At 58.5% G+C, this 18,956-nt stretch carries 16 protein-coding genes; 7 read left to right on the forward strand and 9 right to left on the reverse strand.

Annotated elements, in window-relative coordinates; all coding sequences use genetic code 11:
• Positions 1-38 precede the first annotated feature (38 nt).
• The 6 genes from D1823_RS01850 to pepN form a co-directional block, all read right to left on the reverse strand.
• Complete coding sequence (locus D1823_RS01850) at positions 39-458, reverse strand: DUF4177 domain-containing protein (RefSeq protein ID WP_117868355.1); 420 nt, start codon at positions 456-458, stop codon at positions 39-41.
• Between the two features lie 80 nt (positions 459-538).
• Complete coding sequence (pepT, locus tag D1823_RS01855; protein WP_117868356.1) at positions 539-1,795, reverse strand: peptidase T; 1,257 nt, start codon at positions 1,793-1,795, stop codon at positions 539-541.
• Between the two features lie 147 nt (positions 1,796-1,942).
• Positions 1,943-3,454 (reverse strand): Asp-tRNA(Asn)/Glu-tRNA(Gln) amidotransferase subunit GatB, encoded by a 1,512-nt coding sequence (gene gatB, locus D1823_RS01860; RefSeq protein WP_117868357.1) that lies wholly within the window; start codon positions 3,452-3,454, stop codon positions 1,943-1,945.
• A gap of 81 nt (positions 3,455-3,535) precedes the next feature.
• The gene (locus D1823_RS01865; RefSeq protein ID WP_254683775.1) at positions 3,536-4,795 is read right to left on the reverse strand and encodes a hypothetical protein; all 1,260 of its coding nucleotides are present in this window, start codon (positions 4,793-4,795) and stop codon (positions 3,536-3,538) included.
• Between the two features lie 129 nt (positions 4,796-4,924).
• The gene (locus D1823_RS01870) at positions 4,925-5,353 is read right to left on the reverse strand and encodes a hypothetical protein (RefSeq protein WP_117868358.1); all 429 of its coding nucleotides are present in this window, start codon (positions 5,351-5,353) and stop codon (positions 4,925-4,927) included.
• A complete protein-coding gene (gene pepN / locus D1823_RS01875; RefSeq protein WP_117868359.1) occupies positions 5,350-7,902 on the reverse strand; it encodes an aminopeptidase N in 2,553 nt (850 codons plus the stop codon). The genes D1823_RS01870 and pepN overlap by 4 nt, the downstream gene beginning before the upstream one ends.
• Positions 7,903-8,109: 207 nt before the next feature.
• Between pepN and D1823_RS01880 the strand changes: the two genes are divergently transcribed.
• The 5 genes from D1823_RS01880 (at position 8,110) to D1823_RS21810 (ending at position 13,583) form a co-directional block, all read left to right on the forward strand.
• Positions 8,110-10,245, forward strand: coding sequence for a malate synthase G (locus tag D1823_RS01880; protein ID WP_117868360.1), 2,136 nt, complete (start codon positions 8,110-8,112; stop codon positions 10,243-10,245).
• A 71-nt stretch (positions 10,246-10,316) separates the two neighbouring features.
• Complete coding sequence (locus tag D1823_RS01885; RefSeq protein ID WP_117868361.1) at positions 10,317-10,742, forward strand: heme-binding protein; 426 nt, start codon at positions 10,317-10,319, stop codon at positions 10,740-10,742.
• Between the two features lie 219 nt (positions 10,743-10,961).
• Positions 10,962-11,741 (forward strand): gamma-glutamyl-gamma-aminobutyrate hydrolase family protein, encoded by a 780-nt coding sequence (locus tag D1823_RS01890; protein ID WP_117868362.1) that lies wholly within the window; start codon positions 10,962-10,964, stop codon positions 11,739-11,741.
• A 493-nt stretch (positions 11,742-12,234) separates the two neighbouring features.
• On the forward strand, positions 12,235-12,777 hold the full coding sequence (locus D1823_RS21805; RefSeq protein WP_162896735.1) for a hypothetical protein: 543 nt from the start codon (positions 12,235-12,237) through the stop codon (positions 12,775-12,777).
• Positions 12,774-13,583, forward strand: coding sequence for an autotransporter outer membrane beta-barrel domain-containing protein (locus D1823_RS21810; RefSeq protein WP_162896736.1), 810 nt, complete (start codon positions 12,774-12,776; stop codon positions 13,581-13,583). The genes D1823_RS21805 and D1823_RS21810 overlap by 4 nt, the downstream gene beginning before the upstream one ends.
• A 58-nt stretch (positions 13,584-13,641) precedes the next feature.
• Here the strand turns inward: D1823_RS21810 and D1823_RS01900 are convergent, their stop codons facing one another.
• Positions 13,642-15,882, reverse strand: a complete 2,241-nt coding sequence (locus D1823_RS01900; protein WP_117868364.1) for a xanthine dehydrogenase family protein molybdopterin-binding subunit — start codon at positions 15,880-15,882, stop codon at positions 13,642-13,644.
• Between the two features lie 3 nt (positions 15,883-15,885).
• Positions 15,886-16,350, reverse strand: coding sequence for a (2Fe-2S)-binding protein (locus tag D1823_RS01905; RefSeq protein WP_117868365.1), 465 nt, complete (start codon positions 16,348-16,350; stop codon positions 15,886-15,888).
• Between the two features lie 99 nt (positions 16,351-16,449).
• Between D1823_RS01905 and D1823_RS01910 the strand changes: the two genes are divergently transcribed.
• On the forward strand, positions 16,450-17,028 hold the full coding sequence (locus tag D1823_RS01910) for a TetR/AcrR family transcriptional regulator (protein WP_117868366.1): 579 nt from the start codon (positions 16,450-16,452) through the stop codon (positions 17,026-17,028).
• On the opposite strand, the gene kynU is transcribed toward D1823_RS01910, so the two are convergent.
• Entirely contained in the window at positions 17,021-18,214 is a 1,194-nt protein-coding gene (gene kynU / locus D1823_RS01915; protein WP_117868367.1) for a kynureninase, read from the reverse strand. The genes D1823_RS01910 and kynU overlap by 8 nt on opposite strands.
• Positions 18,215-18,388: 174 nt before the next feature.
• Here kynU and D1823_RS01920 point away from each other — a divergent pair, with 174 nt between their 5' ends.
• Positions 18,389-18,838, forward strand: coding sequence for an isoprenylcysteine carboxylmethyltransferase family protein (locus D1823_RS01920; protein ID WP_117868368.1), 450 nt, complete (start codon positions 18,389-18,391; stop codon positions 18,836-18,838).
• The last annotated feature ends 118 nt before the right edge of the window (positions 18,839-18,956 follow it).

The raw sequence follows: 18,956 nt of genomic DNA on the forward strand, positions 1-18,956 counted from the left end.
GATTGCATTCGGTCCGGCGGCCGTACCAGTCACCAAGACTATGTTTTCGACGTGCCGCTTGCATCAGGTGCGTCATCAGTCCGCTTCAACGACAAAGGAGGCTCGTCCGCCTCTGCTGCAATTGGTTTCGGTGCCTGCACCTCGTCGGGGCCCGGGATCGGCTGGGCCAGTGGGGTGTCATCCATCTCAGGTGCTGCACCGACCCACGAGGCATCGACTTCTTCTTCCACCACGCGGCGAAACACCAGCACATTGCGCCAGTTCGTGGTCGATCCGGTCAGACCCGAGCGTTCCTCGCTGGGCAGCAGCTCGGCCCGCTGGTATTCCCAGCCATCCTGACCCATCTGATTCAGCAGTTGCTCGACCGAGACGGCAAAGCGGCCCTCAGCCGTTTTCACGCCTTTGGCTTTGACACCTTTTTGCGGGGCGGGGATGACCTTGTATTCGTAGCGCTTCATCTACTGTTCCTAAATGCGTTTCCGCGCCAACTTAACACGCTGCCCCCCGGGTGAAAGGGCCGTTGCCCATCTGGCGGAATTCAGCTCGGTCCATTCGCTTCAGCCTGTGTTGCCTTGGTCACAACCGACAGGCACAGTTCCGTCGCCAGCGCCATGTCCTGCACTGAAATCCACTCCAACGGGCCGTGGACGCATTGCATCCCGGTGAAGATGTTGGGGCAGGGGGTGCCGAATTCGGTCAGGCGCGATCCGTCCGTGCCGCCCCTGATCGGTATGGAAAGCGGTTCAATCCCCAACTCGCGACACGCATCCCGCGCCAGCTCGACCGGGGTCATGTTGTTTTCCAGCCAATAACGCATGTTGCGGTACTGGTGGCTGATGTCGCAGGTGATGGATGCGCGCGATTCCGTGGCCTGCACGGCGGCGCAGACCTGACGCACGATGTCCCGTTGCACCTCCAGCCCGTCCATCTCGAAATCACGCAGGATCAGCTTGATCTCCATCTCGGATGATCCGCCGTTCATGTCCGTGACATGGATGAAGCCTTCGCGCCCGTCTGTGGTTTCGGGCGTCATGGTGGCCTGAGGCAATGTCTGCACGATCTTCGCCGCCAGATGCGTGGCATTCACCATCTTTTCCTTGGCCAGCCCGGGATGGATCGAAACGCCCTCGATCCTGATCACGGCGCGGTCGGCCGAGAAACTTTCGTACTCGATCTCACCCGCTTGCTGCCCGTCCAGCGTATAGGCAAAATCCACTCCCAGATCCTTGGGCAATTGCTCCGTGACACCCCGGCCGATCTCTTCATCCGGAGTAAACGCGATGCGGATCGGGCCATGTGGGATGTCCTGATTTTCGATCAAGTGCCGTGCCATGGTCATCAGAATCGACACACCGGCCTTGTCATCCGCACCCAGCAGAGTCGTGCCCGATGCGGTGATCAGGTCATGGCCGATCTTTTCGGCCAGATAGGGGTTTTCGTCCGGGGAAAGAACCAGTTCCGGGTTGTCGGGGAAGGTGATATCGCCACCGTTATACCCCTTGATCACCCGCGGCTTGACGCCGGTCGCGTTAAACTGAGGAGCCGTATCGACATGAGCCAAAAAACCCACGGTCGGACCCGGTGCTGTTCCGGGAATGGTCGCGACAACCACACTGTCGCCTGTCATCTTCACATCCTGCGCGCCGATCCCGGTCAGTTCATCGCGCAACAGGTTCAGCATGTTGAACTGGATCTCAGTGCTCGGTGTCGATGGGGATGTCTCGTCACTTTGACTGTCGATGGCGGCATAACGCACCAGCCGGTCTTCAAGTTCCTGATCAAATCTGTCTTGCATAATGGCGCACCTCTCTGGAACGGAAGAAAGAGCGCAAACAGGGGGAAGTCAAGCCGAAGGCTTGACCTCAAAACACAAGAAATCGCGATGTTTTCCATTGCACAAACCCGCCAAAGATTGCTGGCAGGCTTGTACAAAATGAAAGGTTTACGACCCCAGCTTCTTGCTGACCAGTTCGTTGACGGCTTTCGGGTTGGCCTTGCCGCCGGTCGCTTTCATGACCTGGCCCACGAACCAGCCCGCAAGCTTCGGGTTCACCTTGGCCTTCTCGACCTGTGCCGGGTTGGCGGCGATAATCTCGTCCAAAGTGGCTTCGATGGCACCGGTGTCGGTCACCTGTTTCATGCCACGATCTTCAACGATCTGCGCCGGATCACCGCCTTCTGTGTAAACGATTTCGAACAGATCCTTGGCAATCTTGCCCGAGATCGCATCCGACGAGATCAGGTCGATAATCCCCCCCAATTGTGCTGGTGACACGGGTGAATCGGTGATGTCGTGGTCTTCTTTCTTCAGCCGACCGAACAGTTCGTTGATGACCCAGTTCGCAGCCAGTTTGCCATTGCGGCCCTTTGCGACCTCTTCAAAATAGGCGGCGGATTCCACCTCGGCGGTCAGAACCGAAGCATCGTAATCGGTCAGGCCATATTCGCTGATGAAGCGCGCCTTTTTGTCGTCGGGCAATTCCGGCAGTTTGGCGGCGATATCATCAACCCAAGTCTGTTCGATCTCCAGCGGCAGCAAGTCAGGGTCGGGGAAGTAACGGTAATCATGCGCTTCTTCCTTTGACCGCATGGAACGGGTTTCGCCCTTGTCCGGGTCATACAGACGCGTTTCCTGCTCGACGGTGCCTCCTCCTTCGACGATGGCGATCTGTCGGCGGGCTTCGACCTCGATCGCCTGCTGGATAAAGCGCATCGAATTCATGTTCTTGATCTCGCAACGTGTGCCGAGATGCGAAAAGTCCTGTGTTTCCTGATACTTCTCATACGCACCGGGCAAACAGATCGAGACGTTCACGTCGGCGCGCAGGTTGCCGTTTTGCATGTTCCCGTCGCAGGTGCCCAGATACCGCATGATCTGGCGCAGCTTGGCGATATAGGCAGCGGCTTCTTCGGGGCCGCGAATATCGGGACGCGAAACGATCTCCATCAGGCAAACGCCCGTCCGGTTCAGGTCGACGAAAGACATATGCGGGTCCATGTCGTGTATCGATTTGCCCGCATCCTGTTCCATGTGGATACGCTCGATCCGCACCATTCGTGCGGTGCCGTCCCCCATCTCGACCAGCACTTCGCCTTCACCCACAATCGGATGATAAAGCTGGGAGATCTGATATCCTTGCGGCAGGTCGGGGTAGAAGTAGTTCTTGCGGTCAAAGGCTGATTTCAGGTTGATATTCGCCTTCAGGCCCAGCCCGGTGCGCACCGCCTGTTCCACGCAGTATTCGTTGATCACCGGCAGCATCCCCGGCATCGCCGCGTCCACAAAGGCCACGTTTGAATTCGGTTCGGCCCCGAATTGGGTGGATGCACCCGAAAACAGTTTGGCATTGGATGAGACCTGAGCATGCACCTCCATCCCGATTACCAGTTCCCAATCGTGCTTGGCCCCGGCAATGGTTTTGGGTTTGGGCATTTCGTATGTCAGATCGAGCATGGCGCGCCTCATTTCCGCAGAAGTCTAAGCCTGCGTATTAGGCCCGGCAGGGCCAAGGGGCAAGGGGGAATCCTGTCGTGTTCAGTTCTGGGAAAACTGCAGACCCGATGGTGTAAATGTCACATCCATACCGCTGCGCAGTTCTTCCCGAAACAGATCCGAGATCGCGCGCAAGGCATCGCGCTGACCGCGCGCAGCAAATCGTTCGGGTGAGTTGATGCGGACAGAGTTGTTGAACCCGTTGGCCGCGTGCGCCCAGATCAAGGGGTGCAATTCTGTCAGATGATCTCGGATTAGCCAATTTGCCGTGTCGCGCATCTGAGACCGGACAAGGTCAGCCTGATCGTTCAGACCCTGGCCGTTCTGGACGGTGATCGCACAGTAAGATGATAGCATGTTAATCATCTGCTGATCGGGCCGCAGGCGCACGATATCGCGCAGACCTTCAAGAAAATACTCTATATCAACGCGGGCACAGGCCTCGTCGTCCAGTGCGAGGGCGTCAAACTGAACCCATGTGTATCCGCCCGCGCCCCAGATATCCTGTGTTCTGGCGGCCGTGCGCAAGGCTTGCAGCTCCAGCTCTTCGTAACTGCCGAACCAGCGGGGCAGAAGGTGGCTGCCCATGGCTCGCATGTGGCGCTGATTGTGTGGATCCAGAGTGATCAGGCGTTCATATTCGTCAGACACCCGCGCGTTGGATTTGCGTTGACCAGCCAGTAATGCACACCGGGCCGCTGCAATCAGGGGGCTGTCGGGGGCGTTTTTCCTGCACTTAGGCAGGATCGCTGCGGCGCGGTCAAAATGAGCGGCGCAGCGTGACCGGTGCAAGGGTGGCAGCGTCGTGTCCGAGGCCGTGCCGCGCCAAGCCCATGCCAGATCGATATGGGCAAGGGCTACGACGGTGGCGATCATTGGATCATCGGGGTTGTCCGCCATCTCGCCTTCAAGTTCCGAGATGCCGCCCAACAGGTCGTAATCCGAGATGGCCTTGCCATCCGAAAGCGCATGTTCAGCAGCCAGGACCACGTCAGATCTGGCGCCGAACGCCAACAGATCGGCAACCGGCATACCATCTGAAACAGCGGCGCGATCCTGATCAGCCACGCGCATCTTTTCCGACAATTCCGTCCAGCGGTCCTGCCGGGTCAGGTAACGGCCATGTTCGATTGTGGAATGTCCGATCAGATCGTCGCTGCCGGTTTTTGCGACAGGAATATTGAGCTGGCCCTGCTCGGGCAAGGCTGCCGCCAGCGCGGATTTTGTCGCGCACAGGTCTGCTGAAGTATTTGTAGGACTGGCTGTGGATGGGGCGAACAGTGCCCTTAGCGACCGAAACATGGCGAAACTCAAAACTGAAAAAACTGATAACTGACACCGAAGTCTGGCGGGATATCGGGTTCAAATCAAGTATATTGCCGAATAGTTTTCCTTTTTAGTGTCCAATTCACCCTTCAAAGGTCCAGTGTTTCAGAAAACGGTGAAATGATGCCGTTCTACGCGAATTCCGGCTTGGTTTAGAAGGGTTTCCAAATCCCGATGCGCCGGACGCGACTCATCCGGCAGACGGATTCGTTTACCGGAATGCAGAACAATCGACACACGAACGGAGAAATCCCAACGGGTGTCAAAGCGGAAATGGTCGATGTCGCGCAATGCGATCTCTCCCTGTCGATTTCCCGTGAACCAGCTTATTGCATCCTGATCCACGTGCATGCCCGCGCCGGTGTTCTGAACCAAGTCCCAAAGTGCGGGCAAGGTGGCCAACGAAAGCAGCCCGGCGATCCACCAGGCCGTGTCAAACAGGACAACCAATGCCAGCAACGCCACGTAAACACTGGCCAGGATGGCCAGCGTTTTTAAGTTCCGGTTGCTACGGGCGAAGCTGTAAGGCGTCATGCGCCGAGGATGCGGGACACCATTTCGGTTGTGTCCCGCGACAGGTTCGGTGTTTCCGCAATGCGGGAAAGCTGCGCACGCATCAGGGCCTGACGATCTTCATCATACCGTTTCCAGGTCTGGAACGCAGAGCACATTCGAGCAGTGGTCTGTGGGTTCACCGGGTCCAGACGGATCAGCCAATCTGCCAGCAGGGCATACCCGGCACCATCCGGCTGGTGGAACCCTGCGTGGTTCATCGCCAGGGCGCCCATGACGGCGCGGAACCTGTTCGGGTTTTTCCAGTTGAAATCTGAATTCCTGGTCAGAGTCGCGGCTGTTGTGGCTGCCGCCTCTGGTGCCGCCATTGCGATCTGCAAGCCAAACCACTTGTCCATCACCAGTCGGTCGTGCCGCCACTGGTCGTGGAAGGCAGCCAACTGAGCCTCACCTTTGCGGGCGCGAAGAAGGCAAGACAATGCAGTCAGTTGCAATGTCATGTTGTCTGCCTTGTCATACGCCTCAGCCGCCATCGCCCCGCCGTCCAGACGAGAGGTCAGTGCCAGCGCGGCGCTGCCAAGTGCCCGTTTGCCGGACTGTTCGGCGTCTGGGCTGTAGGGACCGTCCACCAAAGCCTCACTATCCAGGCGGGGCAGCAAATCCTGTACGTTCTGGGCAGTTGCCTGTCGCAGCGTTTCCACCGCGGCCCAGATCGCCATAGGGTCGGGCGTTTGACCGCGGTCATGCAGGGCTGCTGCCAATTCCGACTGTGTCGGCAATCCCAGCATCAACGCACGATAGGCCGGGTCAAGTTCGTCATTGCGCAGCACGGCCAACACTCCGTCAAGGTAATCGGTATCCGGTGCCGCATCCTCCAGGATCATCCGCATCAGGGTGTCCTGTGCCAGATCTCGTCCAGCCTGCCATCGGTTGAACGGGTCCGTGTCATGCGCCAGAAGAAACGCGCGCTCCGCGTTCGATTGGTCATGCTCCAGGATAACAGGTGCCGAGAAATCGCGCAGGATCGAGGCCGTGGGTTTCGCCGTTAGGCCGGTGAACTCAAAGCTCTGTTCGGCCTGTGCAAGTTCCAGCACTTCGGTCGCGTGAACCTCATCGCCGTTGGGTCCAAGCAAGCCAATTGCGACGGGGATGACCTGCGGCAGTTTCTCATCCTGTCCCGGCGTGGGGTCGGTTCGCTGTTTCAGCGTGAGAGTATACGTGCCGTCGGCCCAGTCTTCCTCGACCCTGACGCGCGGAGTGCCCGACTGGCTGTACCAACGTTTGAATTGTGTCAGATCACGCCCGGTGGTGTCTTCGAAAACCTTCAGCCAATCCTCGATCGTGCAGGCCTGACCGTCATGGCGTTCAAAATAGAGGTCTAGCGCCTTGGCATAGGCCGCATCCCCGACCAACCGTTTCAGCATGCCGATGACCTCGGCACCCTTCTCATAGACGGTAGCGGTGTAGAAGTTGTTGATCTCCTGAAAGCTTTCTGGGCGCACAGGATGCGACAACGGACCGTTGTCCTCGGGGAACTGCCGGGCACGCAGGTCTATGGCATCGTGGATGCGTTTCACCGGGGCCGAGCGCATGTCGGAGGTAAATTGCGCATCCCGGAATACTGTCAGACCTTCCTTGAGGCACAGCTGGAACCAGTCGCGGCAGGTGATGCGGTTGCCGGTCCAGTTGTGGAAATACTCATGCGCGATGATCGCCTCGATTCGTTCGAAATTGGCGTCGGTCGAAGTTTCGGGACTGGCGAGAACGGCGGACGAGTTGAAGATGTTCAGCCCCTTGTTCTCCATCGCGCCCATGTTGAAGTCATCGACGGCGACGATGTTGAACACGTCCAGATCGTATTCGCGGCCATAGACGTCTTCGTCCCATTTCATCGATCTTTTCAGAGCCTCCATGCCAAAGGCGCACTTGCCCTCGTCACCCGGGCGAACCCAGAGGTTCAGCTCAACGTTTCGGCCCGAATTGGTGGTGAACTGACCGGGATGTGCGATCAGGTCACCGGCGACCAGCGCGAACAGATAGGCAGGTTTGGGCCATGGATCGACCCATTCGGCCCAGCCTTCATCCTTGCCCGACGGGTTGCCGTTCGACAGCAAAACCGGCAAGTCACCATTAATGCGCACGGTGAACGTGGACATCACGTCCGGCCGGTCAGGATAAAAAGTTATCTTCCGGAAACCTTCCGCCTCACACTGTGTGCAGTACATCCCGTTCGACATGTACAGACCCTCCAGCGCGGTGTTGTTGCCGGGGTCGATTTCCACCTCGGATTCCCACAGGAACGGCGCGTCGGGGACATCCGCGGTTAGTCCTTTGTCGGTCACGTCTGGCTCGACGTCGGCACCGTCAATGGCGGCGTGGATCAAGTTCAGTTCTTCCCCGTGCAGAAAGAATGTGCGGTCAGTGGCGTCGGGATTGGGCCGGAACGCAATGCGCGAGGTGACGCGCGTGGCGTGCGCGGCCAGATCAAAGGTCAGGTGCACGCTGTCCACCAGGTAGCCAAACGGTGTGTAGTCTTTCAGGTAGATCGTGGTGGGGGCAGCGTCGCGCATCTTGGGCCTCGTATCTGTTCGGGACTTGCGCGACGTTAGGGGCTTCGTTCGGGCGCTGCAACCGGCCCCCGCCATTGCCTTGTGGTTTTTGAAACAGCTTCAAGCTGAAGCGAATGCCCCAAATGACGGGATGAAAGTTGCCTATCGGAAACTTTCCGCCTAAGTCACGATGCATACAACGGCGCACAATCGCAGGAGAGCAGGAAAATGACGGACAGACAGACCCTGAGCGGACTGCAAATCGATCCGGTTTTGGCTGAGTTCATCGAGACGCAGGCGCTGCCGGGCACGGGCGTCTCTTCGCAGAAGTTCTGGGCTGGCATGGCGCGGATGGTGAGCGAACTGGGACCGAAAAACCGTGAGTTGCTGGCCAAACGGGCCGAGATCCAAAGCCGCATCGATGGGTGGCATATGTCCCGAAAGGGGCAGAACACCAATGCCGCTGAATATGCGGCTTTCCTGAAAGAGATCGGGTATCTGGTTGAAGAAGGCGACGAGTTCCAGATTGAAACGGCCAATGTCGACCCCGAGATCGCCCTGACCCCAGGTCCGCAACTGGTTGTGCCGATTACCAACGCACGCTTTGCCCTGAACGCGGCCAACGCGCGCTGGGGCAGCCTGTATGATGCGCTTTACGGAACGGATGCAATGGGTGATCTGCCGGCAAGCGGTGGCTACGATGCGGCGCGCGGCGCGCGGGTGGTCGCATGGGCCAAGGCGTTTCTGGATGATGCTGTGCCTCTGGCGTCGGGATCATGGGCGGATGTCACCGAATTGGGTATCACCGACGTTGCGTTGACCCCTGCGCTGCGCGATCCTGCTCAATTTGCCGGGTTTGGCGGCGCGGCGGACAAGCCCGACTTTGTGCTTCTGAAAAACAAAGGTCTGCACATCCAGATCATGATCGACCCCACAAGCAACATAGGCGCGACCGATCCCGCAGGCATTGCAGATGTCCGGTTGGAATCCGCGCTTTCCACTATCATGGATTGTGAAGACTCGGTCGCCTGCGTCGATGCTGCCGACAAGGTTGTGGCCTATGGCAACTGGCTGGGCCTCATGAATGGCGACCTGACCGAAGAGGTCACCAAGGGCGGCACCACGTTCACTCGGAAGCTGGCAGAGGACCTGAGCTTTACCACTCCGTCGGGTGATCAGGCCAGGCTGAAAGGCCGGTCCTTGATGCTTGTGCGCAACGTTGGTCACCTGATGACCAACCCGGCCGTGCTTGACGCAGAAGGGCGCGAGATCGGCGAAGGTTTGATGGATGCACTGTGTACCACCCTGATCGCCATGCACGACCTGAAGCAAGACGGGGGCAATTCTGTCGAAGGTTCTGTCTATGTGGTGAAGCCCAAGATGCACGGGCCCGAGGAAGTCGCGCTCTCGGTCGAGATATTCGACATGGTCGAAGACATTCTGGGCCTGCCGCGCAATACCGTGAAACTGGGCATCATGGATGAGGAACGCCGCACCTCGGTCAACCTCAAAGAGTGCATTCGCGCTGCAAAATCACGGGTTGCCTTTATCAACACGGGTTTTCTGGACCGGACCGGCGATGAAATACATACCTCGATGGAGGCGGGTCCGATGCTGCCCAAGGGCGACATCAAGAATACGCCATGGATTGCGGCCTACGAAGATCGCAATGTCGATATTGGTCTGGCCTGTGGTTTGAAGGGCAGGGCGCAGATCGGCAAGGGTATGTGGGCCATGCCGGATCGCATGGGCGATATGCTTGAGGCCAAGATCGGCCACCCGATGGCCGGAGCGACATGTGCCTGGGTGCCGTCGCCCACGGCCGCGATCCTGCATGCAACGCATTACCACAAGGTCGATGTGCTGGCCCGTCAGGACGAGCTGGCGGCAGGGGGTGCGCGTGGCACGTTGAAGGATCTCTTGACCATCCCTTTGCTGGCTGGACGCAACCTGAGTGACGAAGAAATCACGCGTGAACTTGAAAACAATGCGCAGGGTATTCTGGGCTATGTCGTGCGTTGGGTCGATCAGGGCGTGGGCTGTTCCAAGGTCCCTGACATCAACGATGTCGGCCTGATGGAAGACCGCGCGACCTGCCGGATTTCGTCGCAGGCGCTGGCCAACTGGCTGCATCACAGCATCGTGGATGAAGCCCAGGTAATGGCTGCTCTGCAGAAGATGGCCGCCGTTGTGGATCGCCAGAACGAAAACGATCCGGGTTACACCCCGATGGCTCCGGGATTTGACGGCATCGCCTTTCAGGCGGCATGCGATCTGGTGTTCAAGGGTCGGGTTCAGCCCTCGGGCTATACCGAGCCGGTCCTGCATGCGCGCCGGCTGGAGTTGAAAGCCAGCCAAAGATAATCCCAATCAAGGCTCTCAGGCGGGTCGTTTGAGGGCTTTTTCGAACTCCAATCCGACAAGAGGACCATCAGATGTCAATTTCCCTACGCAAAGCCCGCACCATTATCCGCAAAACTCTGGAAAAGGGCCACGAGATGGAGTTGAAGCCGCTCTCTGTTGTAGTGCTGGATGCCGGTGGGCACGTTATTGCGTTTGAGCGCGAGGATGGTGCTGCACCGGGCCGTTTCGGGATTGCGCAGGGCAAGGCCTATGGGTCGGTCATGCTGGGAATGGCGGGCACCGCGCAGATGCAGCGCGCCGAAGCACAGGCCTATTTCATGGCCTCTGTGAATGGCGTCTATGGTGGTCAGGTCGTGCCGGTTCCGGGCGGAGTTCTGCTGCGTGATCGCAAGGGGGCCGTGATCGGCGCCGTGGGGGTTACCGGCGACACATCTGACAATGATGCGCTGGCCGCAATGGTGGGAATTGAGGCAGCTGGCCTGATCGGCGAGATTTAACAAGAGCGTTGTATTTATGCGTCTTTCCAGTTGAAGTGTGGATATATTCCTTCTTTTTGCTTATTTTCGGGAAATAATTCTGATTAATCAGGAAAGATCAGGACATACAGTGCGTGTTCGAACACGTCCCTGCGCTTTCATGCAGGGCGTGTATTCTTGCACGTTAAAACTGCTGCCGCTAGCTTCCTTGACAGTCATAACAACAGCAGGGAAAGCGGAATGTCTCGGCCTGTCGTCGGTATCATCGGCAACTCGTATCTCATGAACGACCAATACCCCACACATGCTGGGGGAACGATGAACTCGGATGCCGTGGCCAACGTGTCAGGATGTCTGCCGCTGCTGATACCGGCAGATCCGCGTTACGTGTCGGTCGATGAGTTGCTGGAGGTCTGCGACGGCTTTCTGCTGACTGGCGGTCGCCCGAACGTGCATCCGGAAGAATACGGTGAACCTGCAACCGATGCACACGGCGAATTCGACCGGGCACGAGACGCCATAACTCTGCCGCTGGTTCGCGCTTGCGTTGAAAGGGGTACGCCGTTTTTGGGCATCTGCCGGGGGTTTCAGGAAGTCAACGTTGCCATGGGCGGAACGCTTTATCCCGAGATACGCGATTTGCCGGGGCGGATGAACCACCGGATGCCGCCCGATGGAACCCTGGAGGAAAAGTTTGCTCTGCGTCATGTTGTGACACTGGAAAACGGAGGCGTTTTTCACAAACTGTTCGGCGCAGCCGAGGTCATGACCAACACCTTGCACGGTCAGGGCATCAAAACGATTGGGCAGCGCGTGGTCATTGATGGCCATGCACCGGACGGGACGCCCGAGGCGATTTACATCAAGGATGCGCCCGGCTTTACCTTGTCGGTTCAATGGCACCCGGAATGGGACGCGATCAATGATCCGGTCTCGCGCCCCCTGTTCGAAGCCTTCGGCGATGCGGTTAGAAACTGGAATTGTAGCAATCGTTCTGCAAGGCTAAGGCAATCTGCTTGACCGGCGCCTGCGGGCTGCCCTCGATTCCCCGTCTCTGAATCGCAACATTCGAATATTTGTTTATGAGACGAGCCCAATACCCTTGTTTATCCGCCAGCAGGTCTGAATGCTTGCCCCCAATGCCACGAAACGGTGCGAGATTGAGATATGCAAAGGTCAACCCAAAGGCGACTGCGTTCAGTTAGATTTCTGGCAGCGACATTTTTCGCAACTTCCGGTTTCGCAGCTGAAGTGATGGCGCAGCAGTGTGGTTCTTTAGGTGAGTTGCTTTACATCGGACGCACGCGTGATTCAGCATCCTCCGTTTGGTTGTCTGCGACTGAGCAAGGCGGTTTTCGTTTGGAAGCCGCGCAAGGCAACACAACGGTGGACACTTGGAACAAGTCTCGCAGAGGTGTTCATCTAAGCTTTTCACCCTTTGTCTCAAACGGAAATGGTGGAGTGCACCGATTGTTCGAAATCGGTGGAGCACCAAATGGCAAGGATTGCCTGATTGATACGCAAAACCAACAGAGAAACTGGAGCTTGCCCGGTGGAGGTGGCGGCGGAGGCGGCTCCGGTGGCGGTTCAGGTGGCTCTGGCGGCGGCTTTGGCGGTGGAGGCGGCTCAGGTGGCTCTGGCGGCGGCTTTGGCGGTGGAGGCGGTTCAGGTGGCTCTGGCGGCGGCTTTGGCGGTGGAGGCGGCTCAGGTGGCTCTGGCGGCGGCTTTGGCGGTGGAGGCGGTTCAGGTGGCTCTGGCGGCGGCTTTGGCGGTGGAGGCGGCTCAGGTGGCTCTGGCGGCGGCTTTGGCGGCGGTGGCAGTTCAGGTGGCTCCGGTGGCGGAGGTGGTTCTGGTGGCTCCGGTGGCGGTTCCGGTGGCTCTGGTGGTGGTTTTGCTGGAGGTGGAACTGCGGCCGCTGTACCTCGTACTCGACCACAAAGTGCTGCTGACGGGGTATACGCTGTCGGTGTTGAGTGTGTTGACGCAGCGACGGGTAAACTTGACGCGGCATTATGTGATCCCTCTGTTACTGCTCCTATTGTGGGCCCTCCTTTGACCGAAGGCCGAGATCTCGCGCTGCCGTCCACATGGAATGTATGGACAGATTTCACTTATACCGAAATCGAAGACACGCGCGGGGTCGGAGAAGTCGACATAAATGACAACTATTTTGCGGCAGGGTTTGACAGGCTTGTCAGGCCGGACTTGGTCGTTGGATTTCAGGTTGAATATGAAAACCTTGATGTCGAAGGGTTTCAGGGTCAATTCAGACAAGACACTAAAGGGCTTGCTGCGGGCCCCTATTTTGCCTGGCGCATGTCCGAGAGATGGGTGCTGAATGGACTGGCGACCGTCGGCGAGTTTTCGACGGATGTAAACGTGCTGGGCTTAAGTGGCGATTTCGACCGGACCCGGTGGCGAGCCAATCTGGAGGCGATCGGTCAGTACGAGGCCGGGAATTTCCTGTTACGTCCGTCGATTGCCTTTGACTATTATAACTACAGCGCAGAAGACTATGATCTGAGCGGCACTGTGGCAGGTGTTCCGGTCAACATAATTGGCGAAGTTGCTTCAGCGACTTACAGCGCCTTAACCCCTGAGTTGGAAATCAGCAGGCCATTTGTCACTTCGCGATCGATCGTGTCTCCTTTTGCGACGCTGAGCGCGACATACTGGTTCGACCGGGACAATGTTGGATTAGGCGCTGGATCCCAGACCGACTTGACTTGGGCCACGCGCTTAGGGGTGCGCGGGCGCGCGAGTGAGGCCGTTTATGTCGAGGCGACACTGGGATATCTGAGTTTGTTCGAAGATGATTTGGATACGACCGAAGCGTCCGTTTTTCTTTCTGTCAGCTTCTGAACCTCAAGGGGCGAAAAAGGGGGGCGCCGCCTCAAGTCAAGAGGCGGCGCCAAAACGATCAGACCAGCAGGTTGAACTGATTGATCAGCGGAAGCGAGCGTGCGCGCTTGCCCGTCAGGTCGAAAAGCGCATTGCCGAGCGCCGGCATCGAAGGCGGTGTTCCGGGTTCGCCCGCGCCGCCCATATGCCGATTGGTTTCCAGTACGCGCACCTCGACCTGCGGGGCAGTGTGTATTCGCATCGCGTCATAGTCGGGGAAGTTGAATTGCTCGACTTCGCCTTCCGCAAAGGTGATCTCGCCGAAACATGCGGCAGACAGGCCGTACATCATACCGCCGAACATCTGCGCCTTGACGTTTTCCGGGTCCAGCGCCAGCCCCATGTCGCAGGCAATCCAGGCCTTGCTGATGCGGATGGTGCCGTCTTCGTCGACCACTTCGATGACCTGAGCCACCGGGGTGCCGAAGCTGTATGTGAAGGCCACGCCCCGGCCGACGCCTTCGGTCGTCTGGCCGGCCCAGCCTGACATCTCCTTCACGGCTTCCAAACATCCCGCCGACGGCGCGTGTTCGTTCTTCATCAGATCCAGCCGGAACTCCAGCGGATCGCGGCCTGCGGCGTGAGCCATCTCATCCATGAATGTCTCATGAAAAAAGCCGTTGTGGCTGTTGCCGACCGAGCGCCAGAAGCCCACGGGGACAGCCAGATCAGCAATGTGACCGCTCATGCGGTAATTCGGTACTGCGTAGGGCTGGTTGAAGAAACCTTCGACCAGCACTTTGTCGGGGCCGCCGCCGGGGAACCCGGTGTAGCGCTCGACCGCCTGTTGGGTCGGAGATTGCGCAGCGACCTTCCCGTCTATGAGAACGGCCGTGCCGTCCTGAACCGCGCCGCGCATCCGGGCGATGGCGCCGGGGCGGAAATAGTCGTGACGCATGTCTTCTTCGCGGCTCCAGGTTGTCTGAACCGGCGTGCCGGGCATGGCCATGGCAACCTTGGTGGCGATTTCGCCGAAATCCAGTTCTCCGCGGCGACCGAACCCGCCACCCAGATAGGTGGTGTGGATTTGGACGGCTTCGGTATCCAGACCGGCGGTGTTGGCAACGCGGAACTGGATCAGGGTCGGGGCCTGGTTTCCGCACCACAGTTCCAAAGCGTCGCCGGTAAACAGCGCGGTGGCGTTCATCGGCTCCATCGTTGCATGGGCCAGATAGGGCACGCGATATTCGGCGGTGATTTCCGTCGCGTTTTCCGGGCCTGCGCTGACATCGCCGTCGTCGCGCATGGTCGAGTTCGGTGCGTCGTCAAACGCCTCGGCGATCTTGGCAAAGATGCCCTCGGTTTCCGGCGGATAGGGTGCGTCGCCCCAATCAACGTCAATGGCCTCAACCGCCTGATTGGCCAACCATGTGTTGCTTGCGATCACGGCCACGCCTGTGCCCAGATCGACAACCTTCTCAACCCCGGGCATGGATCTTGCGGCGCTGTCGTCAAAACCATTCATTGCGCCGCCCAGTTTGGGATTCATTCGGACGCTGGCGAATTTCATGCCGGGCAGGCGAACATCGACGCCGAATTCAGCGGTGCCCGTCGCCTTGCCCACCATGTCGAGACGCGGTTGGCTTTGGCCCAGATAACGCCATTCAGACGGGTCTCGCAACGGCACCTCAACGGGCTCCAGCCCGGCGGCATCCTCGGCAAGCATTGAATAGGCAATCTTGTCGCCGTTGGGGGCAATGACATGGCCTGACGCCGTTTTCAGATCCGAGGGGTCGACACCCAACCGGTCTGCGGCAGCACGTTTCAGTGTTTCACGAGCCGAAGCACCGGCTTGCCGCATCCGGTCAAACCCATCTTTCATCGAGGTCGAGCCACCCGTGACTTGCAGGCTGAGCGTTTTGCCCAGAACGCCCAGTGCCTCGCCCAGATTGTGCTGGAAATTCGAGATATCGTACCCTTTGTTTGGCAACCCTTCGCCCACAAGGGCCGAGTTGTAATAGGCCGCCGCAGCGGGACCGTGAAGAACCGTGATCTGATCCAGATCGACATCCAGTTCTTCGGCGATCAGCGCGGCCCATGTGGTTCGGACGCCCTGACCCATTTCCGCGCGGGGCGCGAACAAGGTGACACCGTTCTGGTCAATCAACACAAACGGGTTCAGTGCCGCCTCGCCTTCGCCGGGTTTCAAGGGGTTGGCCGCGGGGCGTGTAACGTAATAGGTGCCAAAGGCCACGCCGCCAACTATCGCGGCAGAGCCGATCAGGAACGTACGGCGGAGGATTTTTCCAACGGAAGCCATTGCTTACGCCTCCTTCAGCTTGGATGCCGCGTCATGGATCGCTGCGCGGATAAGGGGATAGGTGCCGCAGCGGCACAGGTTGCCCTGCATCGCTTCGTCGATGTCTGCGTCAGAGGGGTCCGGGTTTTCCGCCAGCAATGTAGCGGCCTGCATGATCTGGCCCGACTGGCAGTATCCGCACTGCGCGACCTGATGTTCGATCCAGGCCTGTTGGATCGTGGCCAGCGCGTCCGGTGAGCCGAGCCCTTCGATCGTGGTCACGTCACCCCAGACATCCGACAGCGCCACCTGGCACGAGCGCACGGCCTCGCCATCGATGTGCACGGTGCAAGCCCCGCATGCGGCCACGCCGCAGCCGAACTTGGTGCCGGTCAGGCCGACCTCATCCCGCAGAACCCAAAGAAGGGGGACGTCATCAGGCAGGTCCACCTGATGTTGCTTTCCGTTGATCTTCAGGGTCGTCGCCATGGCGCACCTCGTGTTGCTGTGGCTGGTTTATGACATAATTGTATAAAAGTGTCAGGATGTCAATTGACAAATTGAGCAAAAAATGTCAGATCTTCAGGCATGAAAGATAACAGTGACGGCTCACGGCAACAGGCGATCCTGAATTCGGCGTTTCAGGCCTTTTCCACTTACGGATACCGAAAGACCTCAATGGACGACATCGCGCGCGGCGCGGGGATGTCTCGGCCGGCGGTGTATCTGCATTACAAGAATAAAGAGGCGATCGTCAGCAAGCTGACTGAGTTGTACTATGCCGAAAAGAGCGTCGCGGTGGCCGAAGCGCTGGCGACGCAGGGGTCGGTGCCCGAGGTTTTGACCCGTGCAGTTCAGGCGCAGACCGAAGGGATGGCAAAAATTCTGGCCTCACCCCACGGGCTTGAGATGCTGGACAACACCAAGTCCCTGTCTTCCGAAATCATCGCAGCGGGTGAGGCCAAATTGGCAGGTATCTATGCGGACTGGCTAACGCGTCAGGAACAATCGGGCCGGGTGCGCCTGCTGGCTGATGCGGCGGAGACCGGACGGACGATAACCGCCACACTCAAGGGGTTAAAGCTGATTGGCGCCGGTGCCGAGGTCTATGAACAGCAGGTCGCACAGGTTGCGGCCCTTTTCGGCGCCGGGCTCAAAGTCAGGTAACGCGCTGACGGATCTTGTATTCGGGCGTGTCCCACAGGCGGTTCTGCATGATATCGGCGATAATCTCGACGGCGCGTTCGACATCGCCTTCGTCGATATACAAAGGTGTAAAGCCGAACCGCATTATGTCGGGTGAACGAAAATCTCCGATCACGCCGCGGGCGATCAGGGCCTGCATGGCGGCATACCCTTCCTTGAAACGGAACGAGATCTGGCTGCCACGCAGCTCTGGATTGCGGGGGCTGGCCAGTTGCAGATCCGGGCAGGTTGCCTCGACGCGTTCTATGAAAAGCTCGGTCAGTTCAACCGATTTGGCGCGAACGTCGGCCATGTCCGCCATATCCCAGATGTCCATGGCGGCCGACAATGCCGTCATCTGGATGATGGGTGGCGTTCCCACCCGCATCCGCTCAATGCCGTTGCCGGGGCGGTAATCGAGATCGAAGGCAAAGGGCGCTTCGTGCCCCAGCCAACCGGACAGGGCGGGGCGTGTGTTGTCTGCCAATCTGGGTGCGACATAGATGAAGGCCGGTGCGCCGGGACCTCCGTTGAGGTACTTGTAAGTACACCCGACCGCTAAATCGGCGTTGCACCCTGAAAGGTCCACGGGAATGGCCCCTGCGGAATGGGCCAGATCCCAGACCGTCACTACACCGTTGGCATGTGCCAGTTCGGTCAGCGCTTTCATGTCGTGCATGCGGCCCGAGCGGTAATCCACCTCGGTCAACATAAGAACGGCGACCTCTTCGGTGATCGCGTCGGCTACGGATTCGGGATCGACAATCCGCAATTCGTAGTCGTCGCCGAGTGACCGCAACAGGCCATCCGCCATGTACAGGTCCGACGGAAAGTTCCCGTTATCCGACAGAACCACTTTGCGATCCGGATTCAGTTCAAGGGCCGAAGCCAGGGCCTGATAGACCTTGATCGACAAAGTGTCCCCGGTCACCACGCTGCCGGGCTCTGCTCCGATCAGACGACCAATCCGGTCGCCAAGCCCGGTGGGCAAGCCCATCCAACCTGCCTTGTTCCATCCGGTGATCAGCATTTGGCCCCATTCTTCGGTCAGCATCCTTTGTACTCGCGCGCCTGCCGATTTCGGCAGAGGGCCCAGAGAGTTGCCATCCAGATAGATGACACCCTCGGGCAGGTCGAACATGGCTTTGGTTGCTGCAAAATCAGTCATGAGGGCTCGCTAACTTGTGTGAACGTCGGTGATTGCTTTTGAGGTAGTCGATCCTCAAATGTGAGTCCATGCGATGCGACATACTGGTCTTTTGCCATTTTGACCCAAAAGCGGTAGGACATCGCTCAGATGCGACATGTGCTCGATCTTGTCGTCACTCAATGAGGGCTCTGCATGCGCTGGATAGATGTGCCGCCGGTTTGGCTGATTGCTTTTGCTGGGCTTGCCTGGTTGCAGGCCAAGTATCTGAAACTCGGCCTGTCGCTTGAGGGCGGTTTGACGGACCTTCTGAGCGGGGTGCTGATCGGAGGTGGCCTCCTGATGGCTGTCTTGGCAGTGGTCGAATTCCGCCGCCACAAGACAACTGTCGTTCCGCATGAAACACCGTCGTCTATGGTGCAATCAGGTATCTACAAGCGCAGTCGGAATCCGATCTATGCAGGCGATGTTCTGATCCTTGCAGGTCTTATTCTTCGTTTTGACGCCGTATTGTCCCTGGTTCTTGTACCAGTCTTCGTCTGGGTGTTGGAGCGTCGGTTCATCCTGCCGGAAGAAGATCGCCTGCGTCGAACCTTTCGCGCCGACTTCGCGCGTTATGAACGCAAGACACGGCGCTGGATCTAGGGTGAATTCTGCAATGACATCACGTCAGAAATGCTGCGCTTGCGAAATAATGTTGCGCAGGATACATCTTTGCTTAACAAAGAATACCGATCACCCGCTCAGACAGAGTAAGAATTAG

Source organism: Ruegeria sp. AD91A (assembly GCF_003443535.1).
Taxonomy (GTDB): domain Bacteria; phylum Pseudomonadota; class Alphaproteobacteria; order Rhodobacterales; family Rhodobacteraceae; genus Ruegeria.

Excerpts from the sequence above, each read along its gene's own strand:
- D1823_RS01900 (WP_117868364.1), bottom strand. The coding sequence starts at position 15,882 with ATGGCTTCCGTTGGAAAAATCCTCCGCCGTACGTTCCTGATCGGCTCT.
- D1823_RS01870 (WP_117868358.1), bottom strand. The coding sequence starts at position 5,353 with ATGACGCCTTACAGCTTCGCCCGTAGCAACCGGAACTTAAAAACGCTG.
- D1823_RS01880 (WP_117868360.1), top strand. The coding sequence starts at position 8,110 with ATGACGGACAGACAGACCCTGAGCGGACTGCAAATCGATCCGGTTTTG.
- pepT (WP_117868356.1), bottom strand. The coding sequence starts at position 1,795 with ATGCAAGACAGATTTGATCAGGAACTTGAAGACCGGCTGGTGCGTTAT.
- D1823_RS01850 (WP_117868355.1), bottom strand. The coding sequence starts at position 458 with ATGAAGCGCTACGAATACAAGGTCATCCCCGCCCCGCAAAAAGGTGTC.
- D1823_RS01865 (WP_254683775.1), bottom strand. The coding sequence starts at position 4,795 with ATGTTTCGGTCGCTAAGGGCACTGTTCGCCCCATCCACAGCCAGTCCT.
- pepN (WP_117868359.1), bottom strand. The coding sequence starts at position 7,902 with ATGCGCGACGCTGCCCCCACCACGATCTACCTGAAAGACTACACACCG.
- D1823_RS01920 (WP_117868368.1), top strand. The coding sequence starts at position 18,389 with ATGCGCTGGATAGATGTGCCGCCGGTTTGGCTGATTGCTTTTGCTGGG.
- D1823_RS01910 (WP_117868366.1), top strand. The coding sequence starts at position 16,450 with ATGAAAGATAACAGTGACGGCTCACGGCAACAGGCGATCCTGAATTCG.
- D1823_RS01905 (WP_117868365.1), bottom strand. The coding sequence starts at position 16,350 with ATGGCGACGACCCTGAAGATCAACGGAAAGCAACATCAGGTGGACCTG.
- gatB (WP_117868357.1), bottom strand. The coding sequence starts at position 3,454 with ATGCTCGATCTGACATACGAAATGCCCAAACCCAAAACCATTGCCGGG.
- D1823_RS01885 (WP_117868361.1), top strand. The coding sequence starts at position 10,317 with ATGTCAATTTCCCTACGCAAAGCCCGCACCATTATCCGCAAAACTCTG.
- kynU (WP_117868367.1), bottom strand. The coding sequence starts at position 18,214 with ATGACTGATTTTGCAGCAACCAAAGCCATGTTCGACCTGCCCGAGGGT.
- D1823_RS01890 (WP_117868362.1), top strand. The coding sequence starts at position 10,962 with ATGTCTCGGCCTGTCGTCGGTATCATCGGCAACTCGTATCTCATGAAC.